This window comes from Pseudomonas sp. G5(2012), from assembly GCF_000408945.1.
GTDB lineage: Bacteria > Pseudomonadota > Gammaproteobacteria > Pseudomonadales > Pseudomonadaceae > Aquipseudomonas > Aquipseudomonas umsongensis.
Window position 1 is genome coordinate 187,547 of sequence record NZ_APIO01000039.1, and the last position, 16,257, is coordinate 203,803.

Annotated in this window: 14 protein-coding genes and 1 pseudogene; 5 read left to right on the forward strand and 10 right to left on the reverse strand. The window is 57.0% G+C overall.

Annotated features, from left to right (window positions below):
• Positions 1-23 precede the first annotated feature (23 nt).
• Positions 24-725 carry an RES family NAD+ phosphorylase gene (locus PG5_RS13510; RefSeq protein ID WP_042955389.1) on the reverse strand — a complete coding sequence of 234 codons (702 nt, stop codon included), beginning with the start codon at positions 723-725 and terminating at the stop codon, positions 24-26.
• A gap of 571 nt (positions 726-1,296) precedes the next feature.
• Here PG5_RS13510 and PG5_RS33465 point away from each other — a divergent pair.
• Positions 1,297-1,473 carry a type II toxin-antitoxin system CcdA family antitoxin gene (locus PG5_RS33465; protein WP_256228289.1) on the forward strand — a complete coding sequence of 59 codons (177 nt, stop codon included), beginning with the start codon at positions 1,297-1,299 and terminating at the stop codon, positions 1,471-1,473.
• 651 nt (positions 1,474-2,124) lie between these two features.
• Here PG5_RS33465 and PG5_RS13515 read toward each other — a convergent pair.
• From PG5_RS13515 to PG5_RS13530, 4 genes are all read right to left on the reverse strand, one after another.
• Positions 2,125-2,481 carry a hypothetical protein gene (locus PG5_RS13515; protein WP_020797686.1) on the reverse strand — a complete coding sequence of 119 codons (357 nt, stop codon included), beginning with the start codon at positions 2,479-2,481 and terminating at the stop codon, positions 2,125-2,127.
• A gap of 52 nt (positions 2,482-2,533) precedes the next feature.
• Positions 2,534-2,935: a hypothetical protein gene (locus PG5_RS13520; protein ID WP_042955390.1), complete on the reverse strand. Its 402-nt coding sequence runs from the start codon at positions 2,933-2,935 to the stop codon at positions 2,534-2,536.
• 108 nt (positions 2,936-3,043) lie between these two features.
• On the reverse strand, positions 3,044-3,772 hold the full coding sequence (locus PG5_RS13525) for a metallophosphoesterase family protein (protein ID WP_042955391.1): 729 nt from the start codon (positions 3,770-3,772) through the stop codon (positions 3,044-3,046).
• 85 nt (positions 3,773-3,857) lie between these two features.
• Positions 3,858-4,238 carry a hypothetical protein gene (locus PG5_RS13530; protein ID WP_020797688.1) on the reverse strand — a complete coding sequence of 127 codons (381 nt, stop codon included), beginning with the start codon at positions 4,236-4,238 and terminating at the stop codon, positions 3,858-3,860.
• 229 nt (positions 4,239-4,467) lie between these two features.
• On the opposite strand from PG5_RS13530, the gene PG5_RS13535 reads away from it, so the two are divergent.
• On the forward strand, positions 4,468-4,947 hold the full coding sequence (locus PG5_RS13535) for a helix-turn-helix domain-containing protein (RefSeq protein ID WP_146023687.1): 480 nt from the start codon (positions 4,468-4,470) through the stop codon (positions 4,945-4,947).
• 68 nt (positions 4,948-5,015) lie between these two features.
• Here PG5_RS13535 and PG5_RS13540 read toward each other — a convergent pair whose 3' ends face one another.
• Complete coding sequence (locus PG5_RS13540) at positions 5,016-6,671, reverse strand: NAD+ synthase (protein WP_042955392.1); 1,656 nt, start codon at positions 6,669-6,671, stop codon at positions 5,016-5,018.
• Between the two features lie 307 nt (positions 6,672-6,978).
• On the opposite strand from PG5_RS13540, the pseudogene nadE reads away from it, so the two are divergent.
• Positions 6,979-7,284 (forward strand): annotated as a pseudogene (gene nadE / locus PG5_RS13545) (NAD(+) synthase); the annotation flags it as partial.
• 188 nt (positions 7,285-7,472) lie between these two features.
• On the opposite strand, the gene azu reads toward nadE, so the two are convergent.
• Positions 7,473-7,919, reverse strand: coding sequence for an azurin (gene azu / locus PG5_RS13550; protein WP_020797692.1), 447 nt, complete (start codon positions 7,917-7,919; stop codon positions 7,473-7,475).
• A 343-nt stretch (positions 7,920-8,262) separates the two neighbouring features.
• On the opposite strand from azu, the gene PG5_RS13555 reads away from it, so the two are divergent.
• Entirely contained in the window at positions 8,263-8,850 is a 588-nt protein-coding gene (locus PG5_RS13555) for a TIGR00730 family Rossman fold protein (RefSeq protein WP_020797693.1), read from the forward strand.
• A 69-nt stretch (positions 8,851-8,919) separates the two neighbouring features.
• Positions 8,920-9,111: a hypothetical protein gene (locus PG5_RS13560; RefSeq protein WP_020797694.1), complete on the forward strand. Its 192-nt coding sequence runs from the start codon at positions 8,920-8,922 to the stop codon at positions 9,109-9,111.
• A gap of 205 nt (positions 9,112-9,316) precedes the next feature.
• Here PG5_RS13560 and PG5_RS13565 read toward each other — a convergent pair whose 3' ends face one another.
• The 3 genes from PG5_RS13565 to PG5_RS13575 all read right to left on the reverse strand — a co-directional run bounded on the left by PG5_RS13565 (position 9,317) and on the right by PG5_RS13575 (position 16,057).
• Positions 9,317-10,207, reverse strand: coding sequence for a transglutaminase family protein (locus tag PG5_RS13565; protein ID WP_020797695.1), 891 nt, complete (start codon positions 10,205-10,207; stop codon positions 9,317-9,319).
• Entirely contained in the window at positions 10,207-12,693 is a 2,487-nt protein-coding gene (locus PG5_RS13570; RefSeq protein WP_020797696.1) for a circularly permuted type 2 ATP-grasp protein, read from the reverse strand. The genes PG5_RS13565 and PG5_RS13570 overlap by 1 nt, the downstream gene beginning before the upstream one ends.
• 88 nt (positions 12,694-12,781) lie before the next feature.
• A complete protein-coding gene (locus PG5_RS13575) occupies positions 12,782-16,057 on the reverse strand; it encodes a DUF2126 domain-containing protein (RefSeq protein WP_020797697.1) in 3,276 nt (1,091 codons plus the stop codon).
• Positions 16,058-16,257 lie beyond the last annotated feature (200 nt).

The window sequence follows — 16,257 nt, forward strand, 5'->3', positions numbered from 1 at the left end:
CGCTGTGTGAAGGGTAGCGGAGCTTAAGAGCCAAGCACCTTATAGCCGAGGATTTCGGTCATGATTTCCTCTGCATCAATGCTGTCTTCTTCAAAGCCTTCCGGAAGTTCTCCTTTGTACTCGAACTCCGAAAGCTTCGTCATCTTAACGGTCTTAACCGTTGTGGCCTCACCTGGTGCCGTCCACAGTGCATAACAACTGTGGCCGTCCGGGTGATGCCGTGACTCGTAAGCGATACCATCGAAAGGGTTGCCTGGCAACCTGGCCACCGCTGCCACAATTTCTTGCGTAAGCGTATAGTCAGGGCCGGTCACTTCGTCCACCGTCCGGTTCATTTTGGACAGACATAGCCTCAGATTCAGCAGCTTCAAATCTCGGGTCGTCTCAACTACACACATATCCCTTGTTTCGAGATCTGTGGCGTTGATTACGATACCCAGCCCTCTCGACTCCTTGGGCCGAAGCCTTCCGAACGTCTCGGCCAGCGCTCCGCTAGGGTGTTCAGCCCCATACCAGATCCCGATTTCTTTTTTGGGATCGTTAAACCTACCCAGTTCTTCAGGCTCTTGAGGGCATCCGTAGTACTCCGCATTCTCATGCCCGGAATCCTGAGCCCTGTAGGAAGTTGAGCCGCCCGGGAGCAGTTTTACGCTCAGCTTACCTCCAGAGTGCAGCTTTTGAACCAGTTGCTCGGTTTGTTTAATATCGTCGTCGCCTGTAGCCATTAATCACCTCGTTAAAGAAAAGTAGTGTCATAAGTTCACCATTCAAAGGTTTCTTACGAAAAGGACGCTGGAAACCCAGCGGCGTCGACACCCGCCGAGCGCACGCGAATTCTACCCTTCCATTTCAAGTAGTGGGCATTACTATTTGGCTGCCATCGCCCAGAGGGAAGTTGGCTTCCTATAGATGACTCTTCCCCTTCCGATAATGTTTTCTCGCTCCTCCCAACTACCACGTGATGATCTGGCGCGTGCATTTGCTTTCGGCTTACCCGCCAGTTCACGAGCTGTCTTCTCGATCACCACACTGAATTTCTTGCGCAACGTTCAGGGATTCGTTTTGGAAAGATCCCAGGCTGTCTTGCTACCCATCCCCTCCAGGCACTGCGGGCGATCACGCCCTACTCAGATCGTTGTTCGATAGCACCGCGATAGGTGTCTTGGCCAGGTCAGGTCGGAATACGCGCTCACACGCTGAACGTCACCACAGCCCAGATGACCAGTTCATCGCCCTCGAGGAAATAGCGCGACAGATAAGGGTAAGCCTGGGTATCGCGGCTGAGAGGACAAGACCATGCAAACTCAGGAAGAATCTCAATTGGGGCCGGCTTTAGCCGAGGTCTTGAGGACGAAACAGCGCGAACAATGGCTGACAGAGAACAGCGAAGCCGTAAATGCCCATAACGAAGACGTAGAAGCCCCTGGCGTTCAGCGACGACGTACGGAGCTTCTGATGTCTATCTCTCGCTAATTGGTTGTTTTTCGGCCTGCAACAACGAGCCTCAGATGAATATCCGGTGCTTCATCTCTCACCCGGTGGCGCGAGCCGAATAGCTTGCCGATACGAATATCGAGCGTTTCATCTTTCGGCTCTCCATCCCCGTTTGAGCCTTAAAACGCGGGCATCAGACGAATATCAGGAGTTTCATCTCCCACCGGCTGGAGCGGGATAAATCAGCTGACCGATACGAATATCGAGCGTTTCATCTCTCGACACTCCATCGCCGTTTGCGGCAGACAACGCGGGCCTGAGACGAATATCAGGAGTTTCATCTCCCATCTGAAGGCGCGGGCGAATAAGCTGGCGGATACGAATATCGAGAGCTCTGTCTCTCAACTCCAGGGTTGCTGAGGCACGCAACTCCGGGCCTCGGAGGAATATCAAGGTTTTCATCTCTCACCGGCTAGAGCGGGTCGGATTGCCTGGCTTAAACGAATATCGAGCGTTTCATCTCTCGGCTGTGTGGCTGTTGTCCAGCGCCGACGTGAGTTTCTACAGAAATTGCTGGCTGACTACGGATATTAAACGCAGCTACAGATTGAAAATGGCTTACAGCTGATGTGTCCGGTGCACCAGTATCAGCGTCCTGTTGCGCCACTGAAACGTTGCTGATTTAACCCCTCAACAACGCTCACCTGAGCGAAGCAATTCGCGAAAACTGCGCCGTCCAAAATCTCGCAGGAAGCTGCAGAGGACGTAGTTGCCGGTTTGAGATTCAAGAAGCCAGTAACGCCCCTCTTTCCATGCCCTCTGAATTTTTCCTGTACGAAGAAGGCCGCCATCTGCTGGGCGAAAAGCGTCACCTTGCCCAACATGATCGAAGGACACGCCCAGGCATGTGTCATCTGCGATGAAGGCGTCACTGACGAATGCAGTGACCGGCACCGAATACTTTCGGATGCTCGCTTGCCCGAGGCGGCAAAGCTGAAAGTCGGTCAACTCTTTGCTATGAAATTCGACTTCGATGATTTCAGACATCCCGAAAATACTCCAAAACGAATCCAGATGATTTGCCGGCGCGTTTCACTCGTCAGGCCGACATCGAAAAAGCTGCACCGACGGAGGCCTCTTTTCTCAGGCCCGCCCCCCAGAGGAGATACACGGTACTTTTGGTTTCAAACATGCAACCCTGGCTAAAAGACACGCCAAAGTTGCTGCGTACCCACATGCTGGGCTGAAATCGATTTCGACTATCGAAAACGACTTCGTGCGCATACATCGTTGCGGGAAGCAGACCGAGTCCGGTGAGCCTTTCTTTCTCACCCGAATTAACCGTAAGGTCGATCAAAATCCATTGCCGTACTACGCAAAATGGTTTCCCTGGGAACGCTTTTGCAGCCAACGCAATCAGCTCATCCTGGGTACCCTGCCAGCCAGCCATCACCTCCCCTGCGCCGTAAAGGAGCTGGGAAATTTCTTCCAATGTAACCATGTAAATTTCTCGAATTCGATTCAGGTGCAGCTGACACCGATAGTGGAGCCCGACGCCTACATGCAGTGAAACTCTGTCCGCGGAGTGTCATGACTGAACGACTGCATATCAAAGCTCGATCAAAAAATCCGGATCGAAACCAGTCTGTTGATTTGGATATCCGCGAGCATTGGAAACGACTCGGCATCCACACCTTAAGAAATCCGCTGCAATGTGTGTATGTCCGTAAACCCAAAGATCCGCCTTGCCCAGAAGCTCCGGCCAATCGTTGGCGTAGGCTGCGATCAGGTGTGCGGGAAGATCATCAGCCACGTGATCCAATGCCGGCGCATGGTGCGTAACTACAACGGTTTTGCCATCAAATGGTTTGCCCAGTTCCTGTGTGAGCCAAGCATAAGCTGCTTTAGATTTAGCGATCAGATCATCGGGACGAAGGCGTCGGTAACTCTCATCTGTTCTGATAACGGTGAAGTCGTTCATCCATTCCCAGGCGACGCGTTTCGCGGCAACGACATCTCCGGTCGAGGAGTAATCTGTCCAAGCTGTAGTGGCCAAAAACCTAGTTTGGTTCAGGATCAAAGCTTCGTTTTCCAGGACGTGGACATGAGGAGCTGCCGCCTCTTTCATTTTGCGAAGCGTGCGCCCGGTGTGGCCGCCGTAGTACTCATGATTTCCGCAGACGTAAATCACCGGGCAGTGGAATGTGTCGTTCGCCCATGAGACTCCACGCGATTTGATATCAATGTCGCCGGCCAGGATGACCACATCAGCATTGCTTGAGGCCGGCTCGAACCGAGCGAACTCGAGGTGCAGATCTGAGTAGACTTGAAGCTTCATTGCGTCGCCGTGTTGTTCAGTGTTGAGCACATTCCAGAATTGCTGAATGAGCAGTTTTCGTAACTGCAGCCAGCCTCGCCAGTCATCACCCTCTAGCGCTTGAGTAGATCTGCCCGCTTTTGGTAACAAACTCGTAGACAGGACTGGCTTCACTACCTTCCTTGATCCGGATCTCCGACAAGGGCTGCATAGAAAATCCCGACTGCTTCGTCATGGCGGGCGGCGCCATCAGCTGAATCTTGTTCACGCTCAACGTGTCGACCTGTCCTCCCCTACACAGGGAATCGACTTCATCGACGCTCGACACTAGACGTACCCAAGGCCCAAAGGAACCATCCACCAGCCCGCAACCTTCGACTACGAAGTAGTAACTGTCCGGATTGAGACTTGCTGATTTCCACAGCAAGCGAAGGCTGTCCTGAGCAAGAAACTGTCCCTGAAGTTTTGCCTGATTAGTGACCAACACGACTTACTTCCCGCCTATCTCTTACGGGCTCAATCGGTACTGACGAGCCCTGACAACAATGCATGTAAATTGACAACTCTGCGTCTGCCAGCGATTGTCCTGCTACACCACCTTCCACCTGCTGGAACGGATAGATACACCATATCATCGATTCACATTCGCATACTATATTTCATGGATGTGAATTTTGCGATATGGCCTTATCCTTCCCTTTGCGGGAAGACGCCTCATGCCATCGCGATACACTCTGGCAGCAGTACTCCGCACCGTTCGCGCCGCACGCGGCCTCTCCCAAGAGCAGCTCGGAAGCGCATTGGAAGCTCGCCATCTGCACAACGTAGAGCATGGTACGTCCAACGTGACCTTGAAGATGCTGGAAAGCATTAGCGAACGCTTGGACGTTGATGTTGTAGCTTTGCTAGCTGTCGCCTCCAGCTACGACCGACAAGAGACGCTTGAGGACTACATGTCCTATCTTCAGTCAGAAATTGAAAAGCTGCGTGATTTGCGAGTATTGGAAAACGTCCCAGCGAAGTTTGATAACGGAGAATTAGTTGCTGCGAAAGCGGGCAAGCCACCAATTGCTTCAGACAAAATTAAAGCCGTACTAAGCTTTAAAGCTGATGGACTGACTCAAAAAGAGATTTCAGTGAAATTGGGTATGCCGGTGTCCACGGTGCATAAGATTTGGCACAGTGGGAATAGTTGAATGCGATTTTAGGCTGGGCCTGTTAGTACCAGCCCCATTGCTGGAGCTGGCTATCTTATATCGACTATTTAATCGCCAATGCGCCACCCCGAGGTAATCGGGTAACGGCGATCCCTTCCAAAACCTCGCTCAGTTACTCGCGGGCCAACTGCAGCCTGGCGGCGCTTATACTCGTTAATATCAACGAGTCTAATTACCTTGCGCACCACTTCTTTGTCGAAACCGGCATCAATAATGGCGTCTGCTGAGTAGTCATGTTCAACGTACAATCGCAAGATTTCATCGAGGACAGGATATGGAGGAAGCGAATCTTCATCCTTCTGATCCGGCGCAAGTTCTGCTGACGGCGGTCGATCTATAACTCGCTGAGGAATGACATACCCAAGGGTGTTACGGTATTCACACAAGCGGAACACCAAGGTCTTAGGAACATCTTTCAAAACATCGAAGCCGCCCGCCATGTCGCCATAGAGGGTTGCATATCCGACTGCCATTTCGCTTTTGTTGCCAGTGGTTAAAACCAAGTAGCGTTTTTTATTGGAGATAGCCATGAGAATTACCCCACGACAACGGGCCTGCAGGTTTTCTTCGGTGGTGTCTTTGGGCAGCCCTTCGAAAGCGGGTGTAAGTGTACTTAGGAAAGCCTCAACCATCGGCTGAATCGGCATCACGCTGTACTTGACGTTAAGCAGTTCGGCCTCTTCCTTCGCGTCGTCCTGGCTCATCTTGGCCGTGTAGTGGTAAGGCATCATTACCGCTTCCACGTTTTCAGCTCCCAAGGCATCGACCGCCACGGCAAGCGTTAAGGCCGAGTCGATACCGCCAGATAGACCCAGTACAACGCCCTTAAAGCCGTTGCGCTGAACGTAATCACGCACACCAATAACCAATGCTTGGTAAACGCTCGCCTCTAAGCTCAGAAGTTCAGCCTTCCCTGCCTCAACTGGTACGAGGGAATTTTCTTTTATGGCAAAGTCAGCATGGAAGAGCCCTTCTTCAAAGGCCGGGGCTCGTTGAGTAACTTTTCCGTTTCCATCAACAACGAAGCTGTTGCCATCGAAGACCAGTTCGTCTTGACCGCCAACTTGGTTTACATAAATCATCGGAATCGAGCACTCATTTGCTCTCTGCGCAAGAAGCTCTTCGCGCTCCGCTTGTTTGCCGCGATGGAAAGGTGAGGCATTCAAAGTGAGCATGATTTGCGCACCTGCGGCACAGGCTTCATTCAAGGGTTCTGGGAACCAGATATCCTCGCAAATACCGAGAGCGATCTTCACCCCGAAGAGTTCAACAATGCATGGCCCCTTACCAGGCACGAAGTATCGTTTCTCATCGAATACGCGATAGTTCGGGAGTTTTTGCTTGTTGTAACGTCCGACTTCCAGTCCATCAGCAAAGATAGCGCAACTGTTGTAGCGATTACTTTGTAGTTCCTCGTGACCAGAACCACTCTCTACCCAAGGGAAGCCAACTACTATAGCTATACCCTGTGCGGCTTCACGAACTTCATTTAGAGCCTTTTCAATTCGGCGCTGCATACTAGTGCGCAGCAGAAGATCCTCTGGCGGATAACCGCACAAAGTAAGTTCAGGGAAAACGATGATCTGGGCATGGAGTTCGTCACGAGCTTTCTTCGCCGCTTCGATGATCATTTCAACATTGCCTTGAATATCCCCCACACGGATATTCAACTGGGCCATTACCACCCTCAAACTCTGCGCCATGGTTCCTCCTATGCCTTTGTGCGGTACCGCAAAATGTGGCTCTCTCGCCGCCTCATCATCAGATCGTTTTGCCTTGCCAGGCTCCAACGTGAAACTACAACAGGTAGAGCCACCTCTCGCGATTGTCGTTCATTATGCCTCATCCATTCCTCGAGCCTATGGCCTGAGTGGTAAGCGGGTGAGGAGGGATTGAAAAACTCTTACACTTTTTTCCAGCTGTGCAGTTTTCCTTTTTGCACAATACACAAGATAGGCTGTACGCTAGCATCTACAATTGTTTGGGCACTTTTTCGGGGGGTGGAAAGCATTGGGTTTCTTCACCAAGTTCGGTGACGGCGCCTGCGACCTGGCACCGCTCAGTGGCCTGGTGAAAAACCAGGTCCGTGCCATCGCCCGCAGCTTCGGCGCGCCGGAGGCGCTGGTGGAGAAAATCCCGACCGCCGACCTTGAAGACCTGTCACCGGGCAAACCGGATGAAGCGTCCCATGGCGTGACGTACGCCGAGATCGACGCCTTCCTGCACGGCGAGCCGGTGCGCGAGGAAGCGTTCAAGATCATTGTCGACACGTACAACAAGACTCATCACAAGCGCGTGATGCCATTTGCGCCTTGAGGCGTGAGTGAATGAAAAAGCCCGCTGAGGAGTGATTCTCAGCGGGCTTTTCTTTGGCCAGCACATTTGTTGAAGCCGATGGCCCATTCGTCGGAACGCCGCCCGGAGCCGGCTCGCTCCCACATTTGATTGCGGTCTAATTGTGGGAGCGAGCCTGCTCGCGAAGAACGATAACGCGGTGAACCTGCTTATTTCAGGGTCACAGTGCCTTTCATCATCGAGATGTGGCCCGGGAACGAGCAGAAGAAGCCGTACTTCTCGTTGGCATCGAGCTTGGACACGTCGAAGGTCACCGAGTCGGTTTCCTTGGCGCCGATGACCTTGGTGTGAGCGATGACGCGGGCGTCGCCTTCCTTCAGGTAGTTCTTGTCGATGCCAGCACTCAGGCCGTCGGTGGCGATCGGCTGCATGTCGGCTTCTTTACTGATCACCAGGTTATGGCCCATGACGTTTTTCGGCAGGCTGCCAGAATGGGTCAATTCAACGGTGAAGGTCTTGCAACTCTTGTCGATTTCAATGGCCTTGGTGTTGAAGGACATTTGGTCAGTAGAGTCAACGGTGACTTTGCATTCGGCAGCCATCAATTGGCTGCTCGCCAGTGTCAACAGGGATACCGCAACAAGTTTGGCAAACATGGTGAATCTCCAAGGCAGGGTGAATGAACATGCGAATGAACAGAAGACTGCCTGAAAACTTCGCAAGTTCCTATGACCTGAAGCAAAAATTGTATACAACTTTCGGGCTATGGGACCGATCGAGACAATCTACCAGCCAGGTGTCTGCCCCGGCCCTATCATCAGAGCGTCCTCATTTTTCGGAGCGCCTGTCGTGTCTATCAATACCCTGTTGTGCAGCTTGCTCGCCGCGTATGCCTGTGGGGCCAGCGGAACCTGCGAAACGCCCAAGCGCGAAGTTTAGCCCTTGGAGCGCAGCGCGCCTGCCTTTACTCTGTGGCCCTGATCGACCCAGGAGTAATGCATGTCTTTAGCATCCGTTTGTGTGTTCTGCGGCGCCAGCACTGGCACGAACCCCGCTTACCGTGAAGCAGCCGTGGCGCTTGGCCAGGCCTTGGCCGCTCGCAAGCTGACCCTGGTCTACGGTGGTGGGGCGGTGGGCCTGATGGGCGTCGTCGCCGATGCGGCACTGGCGGCAGGTGGCGAAGTGATCGGCATCATTCCGCAGAGCCTAAAGGACAAGGAAATCGGCCACAGTGGCCTGACCCGCCTGGAAGTGGTCGACGGCATGCATGCGCGCAAGGCGCGGATGGCTGAACTCAGCGATGCTTTCATCGCTTTGCCCGGCGGCCTGGGCACCCTGGAAGAGTTGTTCGAAGTGTGGACCTGGGGCCAGCTGGGTTACCACGGCAAACCGATGGGCTTGCTGGAAGTGAACGGCTTCTACAGCAAACTCACTGGTTTTCTCGATCATATCGTCGGCGAAGGCTTCGTTCGCGCGGCACACCGTGACATGCTGCAGGTGAGCGAATCGCCACAGACGCTGCTCGACGCCCTGGATCGTTGGCAACCGACCGTTGCGCCAAAATGGGTCGAGCAAAAACCCGACTAACGACTCGACACCGATACAGGGCAGAATACGCGCCGCTCAAACCTCACCTTCGACCCCAGAGGATCGCCCATGGCCAAACCCAATTACTCCTTCGCCAAACGTCAGAGAGACCTGGCCAAGGAACAGAAGAAAGAGGAAAAGCTTCAGCGCAAGAAAGCAATGGCTGAAGAAGACGCAGCGGCACTGAACCCGGATGCAGAAGGTGAAGTGGCGGCAGAAAGTGATGTAGAGGCACCGAAAGATCAGGCGCCCGACGCCTGAGCCCCTCCGGGCCGGATGATTTGATCGGGCCCACGGATCTGTGACCGGGGTTGGCGGCGATGCTGCCGGCCTCACTGTCCATTCCGAAATACTGCATATTCCTTTGTGGGAGCGGGCTTGCTCGCGAAGACGGCGGCACATCCAGTATTTATGTAACTGAAGGATCGCTTTCGCGAGCAAGCCCGCTCCCACATGGTGATCGTCGTTACTCCAACGGCATCACTGTGACCCGAACCTCGGGATCATGATTGCCGCCCCCCAGAATGACTCCACGCAACGGCGACACATCGGAAAAGTCCCGGCCCCAGGCCAGGGTGATGTGTTCCAGCGCCGGTTGCACATTGTTGGTCGGATCGAAGTCCACCCAGCCCGACACCGGACAAAACACTGACACCCAGGCATGGGACGCATCGGCGCCGATCAATCGCGGCTGACCGGGCGGCGGCTGGGTCAACAGGTAGCCGCTGACATAGCGCGCAGCCAACCCACGAGAGCGTACGCATGCGAGCATCAGGTGGGCGAAATCCTGGCAAACCCCGCGCCGTCGCTCCAGCACTTCCACCAGGGGGGTCGCGACCTGCGTCGCTTCGGCATCGAAAGTGAACTCACTGAAGATTTTCTCCATCAAGGCCTGGACCCCGAGCAACAGCGGCCGCCCCGCCGGAAAACAGCTCTCGGAAAATTCAACGAAGTTGCGCTTCAGATGCACATAAGGTGATTCGAACCGGTATCGGCAGGCTTCAAGCAACTGCGGCGAAAGCGCCTGGCTGCTGTAGGTCAGCACGTTGCGGGTATCTTCCCACGCTGGGGATCGATTGAAATCGACCCGGGACCGGGGCAGTACCTCAATCGTCAGGCTAGCATTGACCAGCAGTTCATCATGGGGGCGCTCGAACGCCAACCGGGTCAACGGGTTTCCGAACACATCCAGCTCATCGCGGCGTGAAGTCGGGTCCGGACTGATCTGCAATTGCTGGTCGCTGCATCGCTGCCATTCACAAGGCCTGGGCCACAAATGCGCCAGTTGCTGGGCCAAGGACACCGGACTGTCGTAGTGATAATGGGTATCGTGGAAAATCTGGTAATGAGCGCTCATCAGACGGACACCGTGCGCTGGCTGACATCATCGACGTGGGCGAAGTGACGCAAGGCCAGGCGATCCGATACCTGCCCGCTCGCATCGGCAATCTCTTGCAGCAGATCAGCCAGCCCTTCGACGGCAGCACGCACGCTGGCGGCGCCAAACAACGGGTTTTCCAGGCAGCCCAGATCGAAACGCGCCAGACGCTCCACCAACTGTGGCAGGCCCGCTTCGCGAGGTACGCCAAAGTCGTCGCACAGGCGCTTGAGCGTGCGGGTCACCAGCTTCAACTGGAACAGCACCGCGTGCGGGTTCTGCTCATCAAGCAATAACAGGTCGAGTACCGGGATCAATTGCGCCACCGCCAGGTACCGCGAACGATAGGTAATGCTGCTGTTGCCCAGCTCCAGCAACCACTCCAGCCCTGCCTGATCAAAAGCCCCGGCGCCACGCAGGAACGCTGCCAGGCTAGCGCTTAGAAATTGCAGGCGCTCGATCCGCCGACCGATCATCAGGAATCGCCAGCCTTCGTCCCGGGTCATGTCGTCCAGGGCAAAATCGGACAGCGCCGCCAAGGACATCACCAGCCGGTTGAGGAAGTCGAGTAACTCGCCGAAGTCCGGTTCTTCGGTCTCGAGTTCCATCGCTTCGCGTTGCAACTCCACCAACGCCTGCCAATTCTCCCGCGAGAGCTTGCCACGCACTTGCGAGGCCGCCCATTGCAAACGTTGCAGGTTGGAACGCAGGCTGAACGGCCAGTCATCGCCGAGTATCGCCGCCAGCAACCGCTCCGGCAGCTCACCTTCGTCAGGCAACAACATCAATCGTTCGCCAAGATCGACCGCAGCCTCCAGGGCCTGCGGGTCATCGCCGTCGACATAACGTGCCAGCATGATTCGCAGCAATCGGGCGCTGTCATCGCAGCGTTCGCAGTAACGGCCGAACCAGAACAGGTTTTCCACCACCCGCGATGGCAGGTAAGGATCGCGGCGCACCAGGTCATGCACGCCGATATTGCGCTGGGCTTTCCACTGTTCGCCGTTCGGTGGACGTTCGCCCAGCACCCAGGTGTCCTTGCTCGCCCCGCCGCGCTGCATCGATACCACCTCGGCATCCGCCTGCGCGGCCACTCGGGTCAAGCCACCCGGCAGCACCCGATAGCCGTCGCGACTGGCCACCGCATACACACGCATGCCGATGGCCCGGGGTTGCAGTTGACCGTCCTCGGCTTGCCATATCGGCGCTTGGGACAATTGCGCGAGTTCTTGCGCAACATAAGCATAGGGCCGCGCCCGCATGCGCTCGGCCAGGACCTGACGCTGCTTTTCACTCAAATCGCGGCCAAATACCGGTGCAAAGCTTTGGGACGGAAACGCCGGTTTAATCAGCAATTCCGGTAGTTTTTCCAGGGCCTGGGCCAGCACCGGCGCCTCACCGCACCACCAGGTGGCTATGGACGGCAGGATCAATTCTTCGCCAAACAGGTACTGGTTGATCTTCGGCAGGAAACCCAGCAAGCCTGGCGACTCCAGCACGCCACTGCCGAGTGCGTTGGCCACCAGCACCCGCCCCTGGCGCACGGCTTCGAGCAGGCCCGGAACGCCCAGGGCCGAGTCGGTGCGCAACTCCAGCGGGTCGCAGAAGTCGTCGTCGAGCCGACGCATGATCGCGTGGACCCGGCGCAAGCCACTCAGGGTCTTCAGGTAGACCGTGGCATCGCGCACCGTGAGGTCGCCACCTTCCACCAACGGATAGCCGAGCTGGCGAGCCAGGTACAGGTGTTCGAAATAGCTTTCGTTGAACCGCCCCGGCGTCAGCAGGACCACCAGCGGTGCGTCATCGTCGCTTGGCGCCTGACGTGCCAGTGTTTCCTGGAGAGTGCGGAAGAACCCCGCCAGGTGCTGCACCTTCAAATCACGGTACAACTCGGGAAAGGCCCGGGACACGATGGTGCGGTTTTCGAGGGCGTAGCCAGCCCCGGACGGCGCTTGCGTGCGATCGGCGGTTACCCACCAGCGGCCATCGGGCGTGCGCGCCAGATCAACGGCGAACAGATGCAAAAAAGCACCGTCAGGCGGCTTGATGCCCTGGCAGGGCCAGAGGAAATTGTTGTGGCCAAATACCAGTTCGGCCGGCAGCAGACCTTCGGCGATCAAGCGTTGAGGGCCATAGAGATCGGCCAGTACTGCATTGAGCAAGCGCGCACGCTGGGCGATACCGGCCGACAACTGCTCCCACTCATCGGCGGCAATCACATGGGGCAGCAAGTCCAGCTCCCATGGCCGATCGGCGCCCTTGGGATCGGCGTAGACGTTATAGGTGACGCCGTTTTCCTGGATTTGTCGGGTCAGCAACGCCTGACGCTGCACCAACTGCGCGGGTGTGCTGCGCTGCAATTGGTCGAACAGTCGACGCCAGTGCGGCCGAATGGCACCGCTGTCGTCGAGCAGTTCGTGATAGGTGCCCGCCGTCAGCGGGTAGCGGTCTAGCAAGTCAGGCATGGAAAGCTCGGCAGACAGCAGTGATCGGTCAGACTAACGCACGCTCATGACACCCGGATAGACGAAAAATCCGGGCGTCGTGTACGAATTAGAAACGTCGTAAATCGAGCGTCATCGGCAGCTCGTCGTTAATTTCCATCTTCGGTATCGGAAGTTTCCCCGGCGTGTGTCCGATACGGAAAAACCGCGCCATTCGCCGGCTCTCGGCTTCATTGGCGTTCACGGGCAATGCCTCGTAGTTGCGCCCGCCAGGATGGGCAACGTGATACTGGCAACCGCCCAGCGAACGCCCCATCCAGGTGTCGAGCAGGTCAAACACCAGCGGCGCATGGACCGGGATGGTCGGTTGCAGGCAGTTGGCCGGTTGCCAGGCACGGAAGCGCACACCGGCGACGAATTCGCCGACCCGCCCAGTGGGCTGCAACGGCACAGGTATACCGTTGCAGGTCAGCAGGTAGCGTTGCGGCGGCAATCCACTGAGCTTGACCTGCAGGCGCTCCAGGGACGAGTCGACGTAACGCACCGTACCGCCGACCGCGCCCTCCTCGCCCAACACATGCCACGGCTCAAGTGCCTGGCGCAGTTCCAGGGCGATGCCATTGACAGCGTAGTCTCCGACCTTGGGAAAACGGAACTGCAGGTGCGCCGCGAACCACTCTGCCCGCACTGGATAACCGGCGACATTGAGATCGGCAATAACGTCAGCAAAATCCTGCTCGATAAAATGCGGCAACAGGAACCGGTCGTGCAGCTCGGTGCCCCAGCGCGCCAGCTTCGGCGGTGCATAAGGCTCACGCCAGAACCGTGCTACCAACGCCCGCAGCAAGAGCTGCTGGGCCAGACTCATGCGTGCATGGGGTGGCATTTCAAAGGCGCGCAGCTCCAGCAAGCCCAGGCGACCGGTCGCGCCATCCGGTGAATAGAGCTTGTCGATGCAGAACTCGGCGCGATGGGTGTTGCCGGTCACGTCGATCAACAGGTTACGCAGCAGTCGATCCACCAGCCAGGGCGCGCACTCCTCGCCCGGCCCGGGCATCTGGGCGAAGGCGATTTCCAGTTCATACAAGGCGTCGTTGCGCGCTTCGTCGACCCGCGGGGCCTGGGACGTCGGGCCGATAAACAAGCCGGAAAACAGGTAGGACAAGGACGGATGATTATGCCAGTAGCTGATCAGGCTGCGCAGCAGATCCGGACGCCGCAGAAACGGTGAATCCGCCGGTGTCGCGCCTCCCAGTACGAAGTGGTTGCCCCCACCGGTGCCGGTGTGTCGGCCGTCGATCAGGAATTTTTCGGTGGTGAGTCGGGTCTGGCGCGCTTCTTCGTAAAGAAACTCGGTGCGTTCGACCAACTCGTCCCACGTCGCGGATGGCTGCACGTTGACTTCGATCACGCCGGGATCGGGGGTGATGCGAAAGTTGCCCAGGCGCGGATCGCCCGGCGGTTCGTATCCCTCCAGCAATACCGGGCAATCGAGCTCCCGGGCCGTGGCTTCGATGGCTGTCACTAACTCCAGATAGTCTTCGACCCGCTCCAGCGGCGGCATGAACAGGTACAACCGGCCGTCCCGCGCTTCGGCGCAGAAGGCGGTGCGGGTCAGCCAATCGGCGGACTCATCGACCTTGGGGGCCCGATCTTCAATCAGCGCCGCCGCACCTTGGCGCTGTATTTGCTCAGTGCCAGGCAGCGCCGGGAAATCCTGGTTGGGATCATTGGGGTGAATGAACGGATACTCCGCCGCCTTCACCCACGGCTGCGAACCCAGCGGCAGTCGATAGCCCAATGGCGAATCTCCCGGCACCAGGCGGCAATGTTCGTCACGCAGATACCAGCGGCCGCTTTGCCACTGATCACCCTTGGCGGTGCGCGCTAATGGCAGGACCTGGCCAATCACCTTGTCGAGGCCCTGACTGAAGACTTTGCGCAAACGCGCACGCTCCAGCGGCTCTTCGAGTCGTGAGTCTTCGGCGCTGACATTTTGCGGCAAAGCCCCTTCGCGCCAGAGGTAATAGAAATTGTCTTCGTAGGCTGGAAACACAAAGCGCGTAGGAATGTTCAAGCGCTCGGCGACACTCGCCAGAAAACGCCCGGCCAACTCGCCATCGGCGCCATAATCTTGTTGCTCGTCGGCAATCAGCGCGCTGTCGTGCCAGATCGGCACGCCGTCGCGGCGCCAATAGCAATTGAGCGACCAGCGCGGCAGTTGTTCACCGGGATACCATTTGCCCTGGCCATAATGCACCAGGCCTTGCGGGGCATAACGGTTTCGCATGCGCTGGAACAGTTCGGCGGACAGTCGACGCTTGTTCGGTCCCAGCGCTGCGGTGTTCCACTCGGCACCGTCCGGGTCGTCGATGGACACAAAGGTCGGCTCACCGCCCATGGTCAGGCGCACGTCGCCTTCGAGCAGGTCGGCATCGATCTGCCGACCCAGGGCCTGGATCGCCAGCCACTGCTCTTCGGTGTAGGGCTTTGTAACCCGCGGGGCTTCCCAGATCCGCTCCACGGACATTTCATGGCTGAATTCGCACTCGCACGGCTCCACCAATCCGCTGATCGGTGCCGCAGAGGAGGGATCGGGACTACAGGCCAACGGAATATGCCCTTCACCGGCAAACAGCCCTGAGGTTGCATCCAGGCCGATCCAGCCAGCACCGGGCAGGTACACCTCGCACCAGGCGTGCAGGTCGGTGAAGTCCACTTCGGTCCCGGAAGGGCCGTCGAGGCTTTTCAGGTCGGCGGTCAATTGGATCAGGTAACCCGACACGAAACGTGCGGCCAGCCCCAGGTGACGCAGCAGTTGCACCAGCAGCCACGCTGAATCGCGACAGGAACCGGAGGCCTGCTCCAGGGTGTGCTCGGGCGTTTGCACTCCCGGTTCCATGCGGATCAGGTAGTTGATGTCTTCGCTAAGACGCTGGTTGAGCGCGACGAGGAAATCCACAGCGGGCAATGGCGTGCGGTCGATGCCGTCCAGATAAGCCTTGAACTTTGGCGTCAGGGGCAAGGTTTCCAGGTATGGCGCCAGCTCCTTGCGCTCGTCGGTGGCGTAAGTGAAGGGAATCTTTTCGGCGTAGGGCTCGAGGAAAAAGTCGAACGGATTGAACACCGCCATTTCCGCCAACAGATCGACCTCGATCCGCAACTCGTTGGTTTTTTCCGGAAACACTAGCCGTGCCAGGTAATTACCCTGGGGGTCCTGCTGCCAATTAATGAAATGCTGCTCGGGCGAAATTTTCAGCGCGTAGGACAGTATCCGCGTGCGGCTGTGGGCGGCGGGACGCAGGCGAACGATCTGCGGCCCCAATTCGACAGCGCGGTCATAGCGGTAATGTGTGACGTGGTGCAATGCGACATGAATCGACACGGCGTGCCTCCTGCGAGCCCTAAGCGTATTGGAAAGCGCGCAAGACTTATGCCATCCAGCAGTGCTGGCGCTTTCTCCCGTTGCAGGAGGCAGTACAGCACCAAAATCGGGCGATGAAGGAAATTGGTTGGAGAGGATTGCACGGATTTGTGGCGAGGGGATGGTGGCGAGCACCAAACCTGTGGCGAGGGGATTTATCC

What these genes read in the sequence shown, in the direction of transcription:
- PG5_RS13510 (WP_042955389.1), bottom strand. Translation starts at nt 725, where the DNA reads ATGGCTACAGGCGACGACGATATTAAACAAACCGAGCAACTGGTTCAA.
- PG5_RS33465 (WP_256228289.1), top strand. Translation starts at nt 1,297, where the DNA reads ATGCAAACTCAGGAAGAATCTCAATTGGGGCCGGCTTTAGCCGAGGTC.
- PG5_RS13515 (WP_020797686.1), bottom strand. Translation starts at nt 2,481, where the DNA reads ATGTCTGAAATCATCGAAGTCGAATTTCATAGCAAAGAGTTGACCGAC.
- PG5_RS13520 (WP_042955390.1), bottom strand. Translation starts at nt 2,935, where the DNA reads ATGGTTACATTGGAAGAAATTTCCCAGCTCCTTTACGGCGCAGGGGAG.
- PG5_RS13525 (WP_042955391.1), bottom strand. Translation starts at nt 3,772, where the DNA reads ATGAAGCTTCAAGTCTACTCAGATCTGCACCTCGAGTTCGCTCGGTTC.
- PG5_RS13535 (WP_146023687.1), top strand. Translation starts at nt 4,468, where the DNA reads ATGCCATCGCGATACACTCTGGCAGCAGTACTCCGCACCGTTCGCGCC.
- PG5_RS13540 (WP_042955392.1), bottom strand. Translation starts at nt 6,671, where the DNA reads ATGGCGCAGAGTTTGAGGGTGGTAATGGCCCAGTTGAATATCCGTGTG.
- azu (WP_020797692.1), bottom strand. Translation starts at nt 7,919, where the DNA reads ATGTTTGCCAAACTTGTTGCGGTATCCCTGTTGACACTGGCGAGCAGC.
- PG5_RS13555 (WP_020797693.1), top strand. Translation starts at nt 8,263, where the DNA reads ATGTCTTTAGCATCCGTTTGTGTGTTCTGCGGCGCCAGCACTGGCACG.
- PG5_RS13560 (WP_020797694.1), top strand. Translation starts at nt 8,920, where the DNA reads ATGGCCAAACCCAATTACTCCTTCGCCAAACGTCAGAGAGACCTGGCC.
- PG5_RS13565 (WP_020797695.1), bottom strand. Translation starts at nt 10,207, where the DNA reads ATGAGCGCTCATTACCAGATTTTCCACGATACCCATTATCACTACGAC.
- PG5_RS13570 (WP_020797696.1), bottom strand. Translation starts at nt 12,693, where the DNA reads ATGCCTGACTTGCTAGACCGCTACCCGCTGACGGCGGGCACCTATCAC.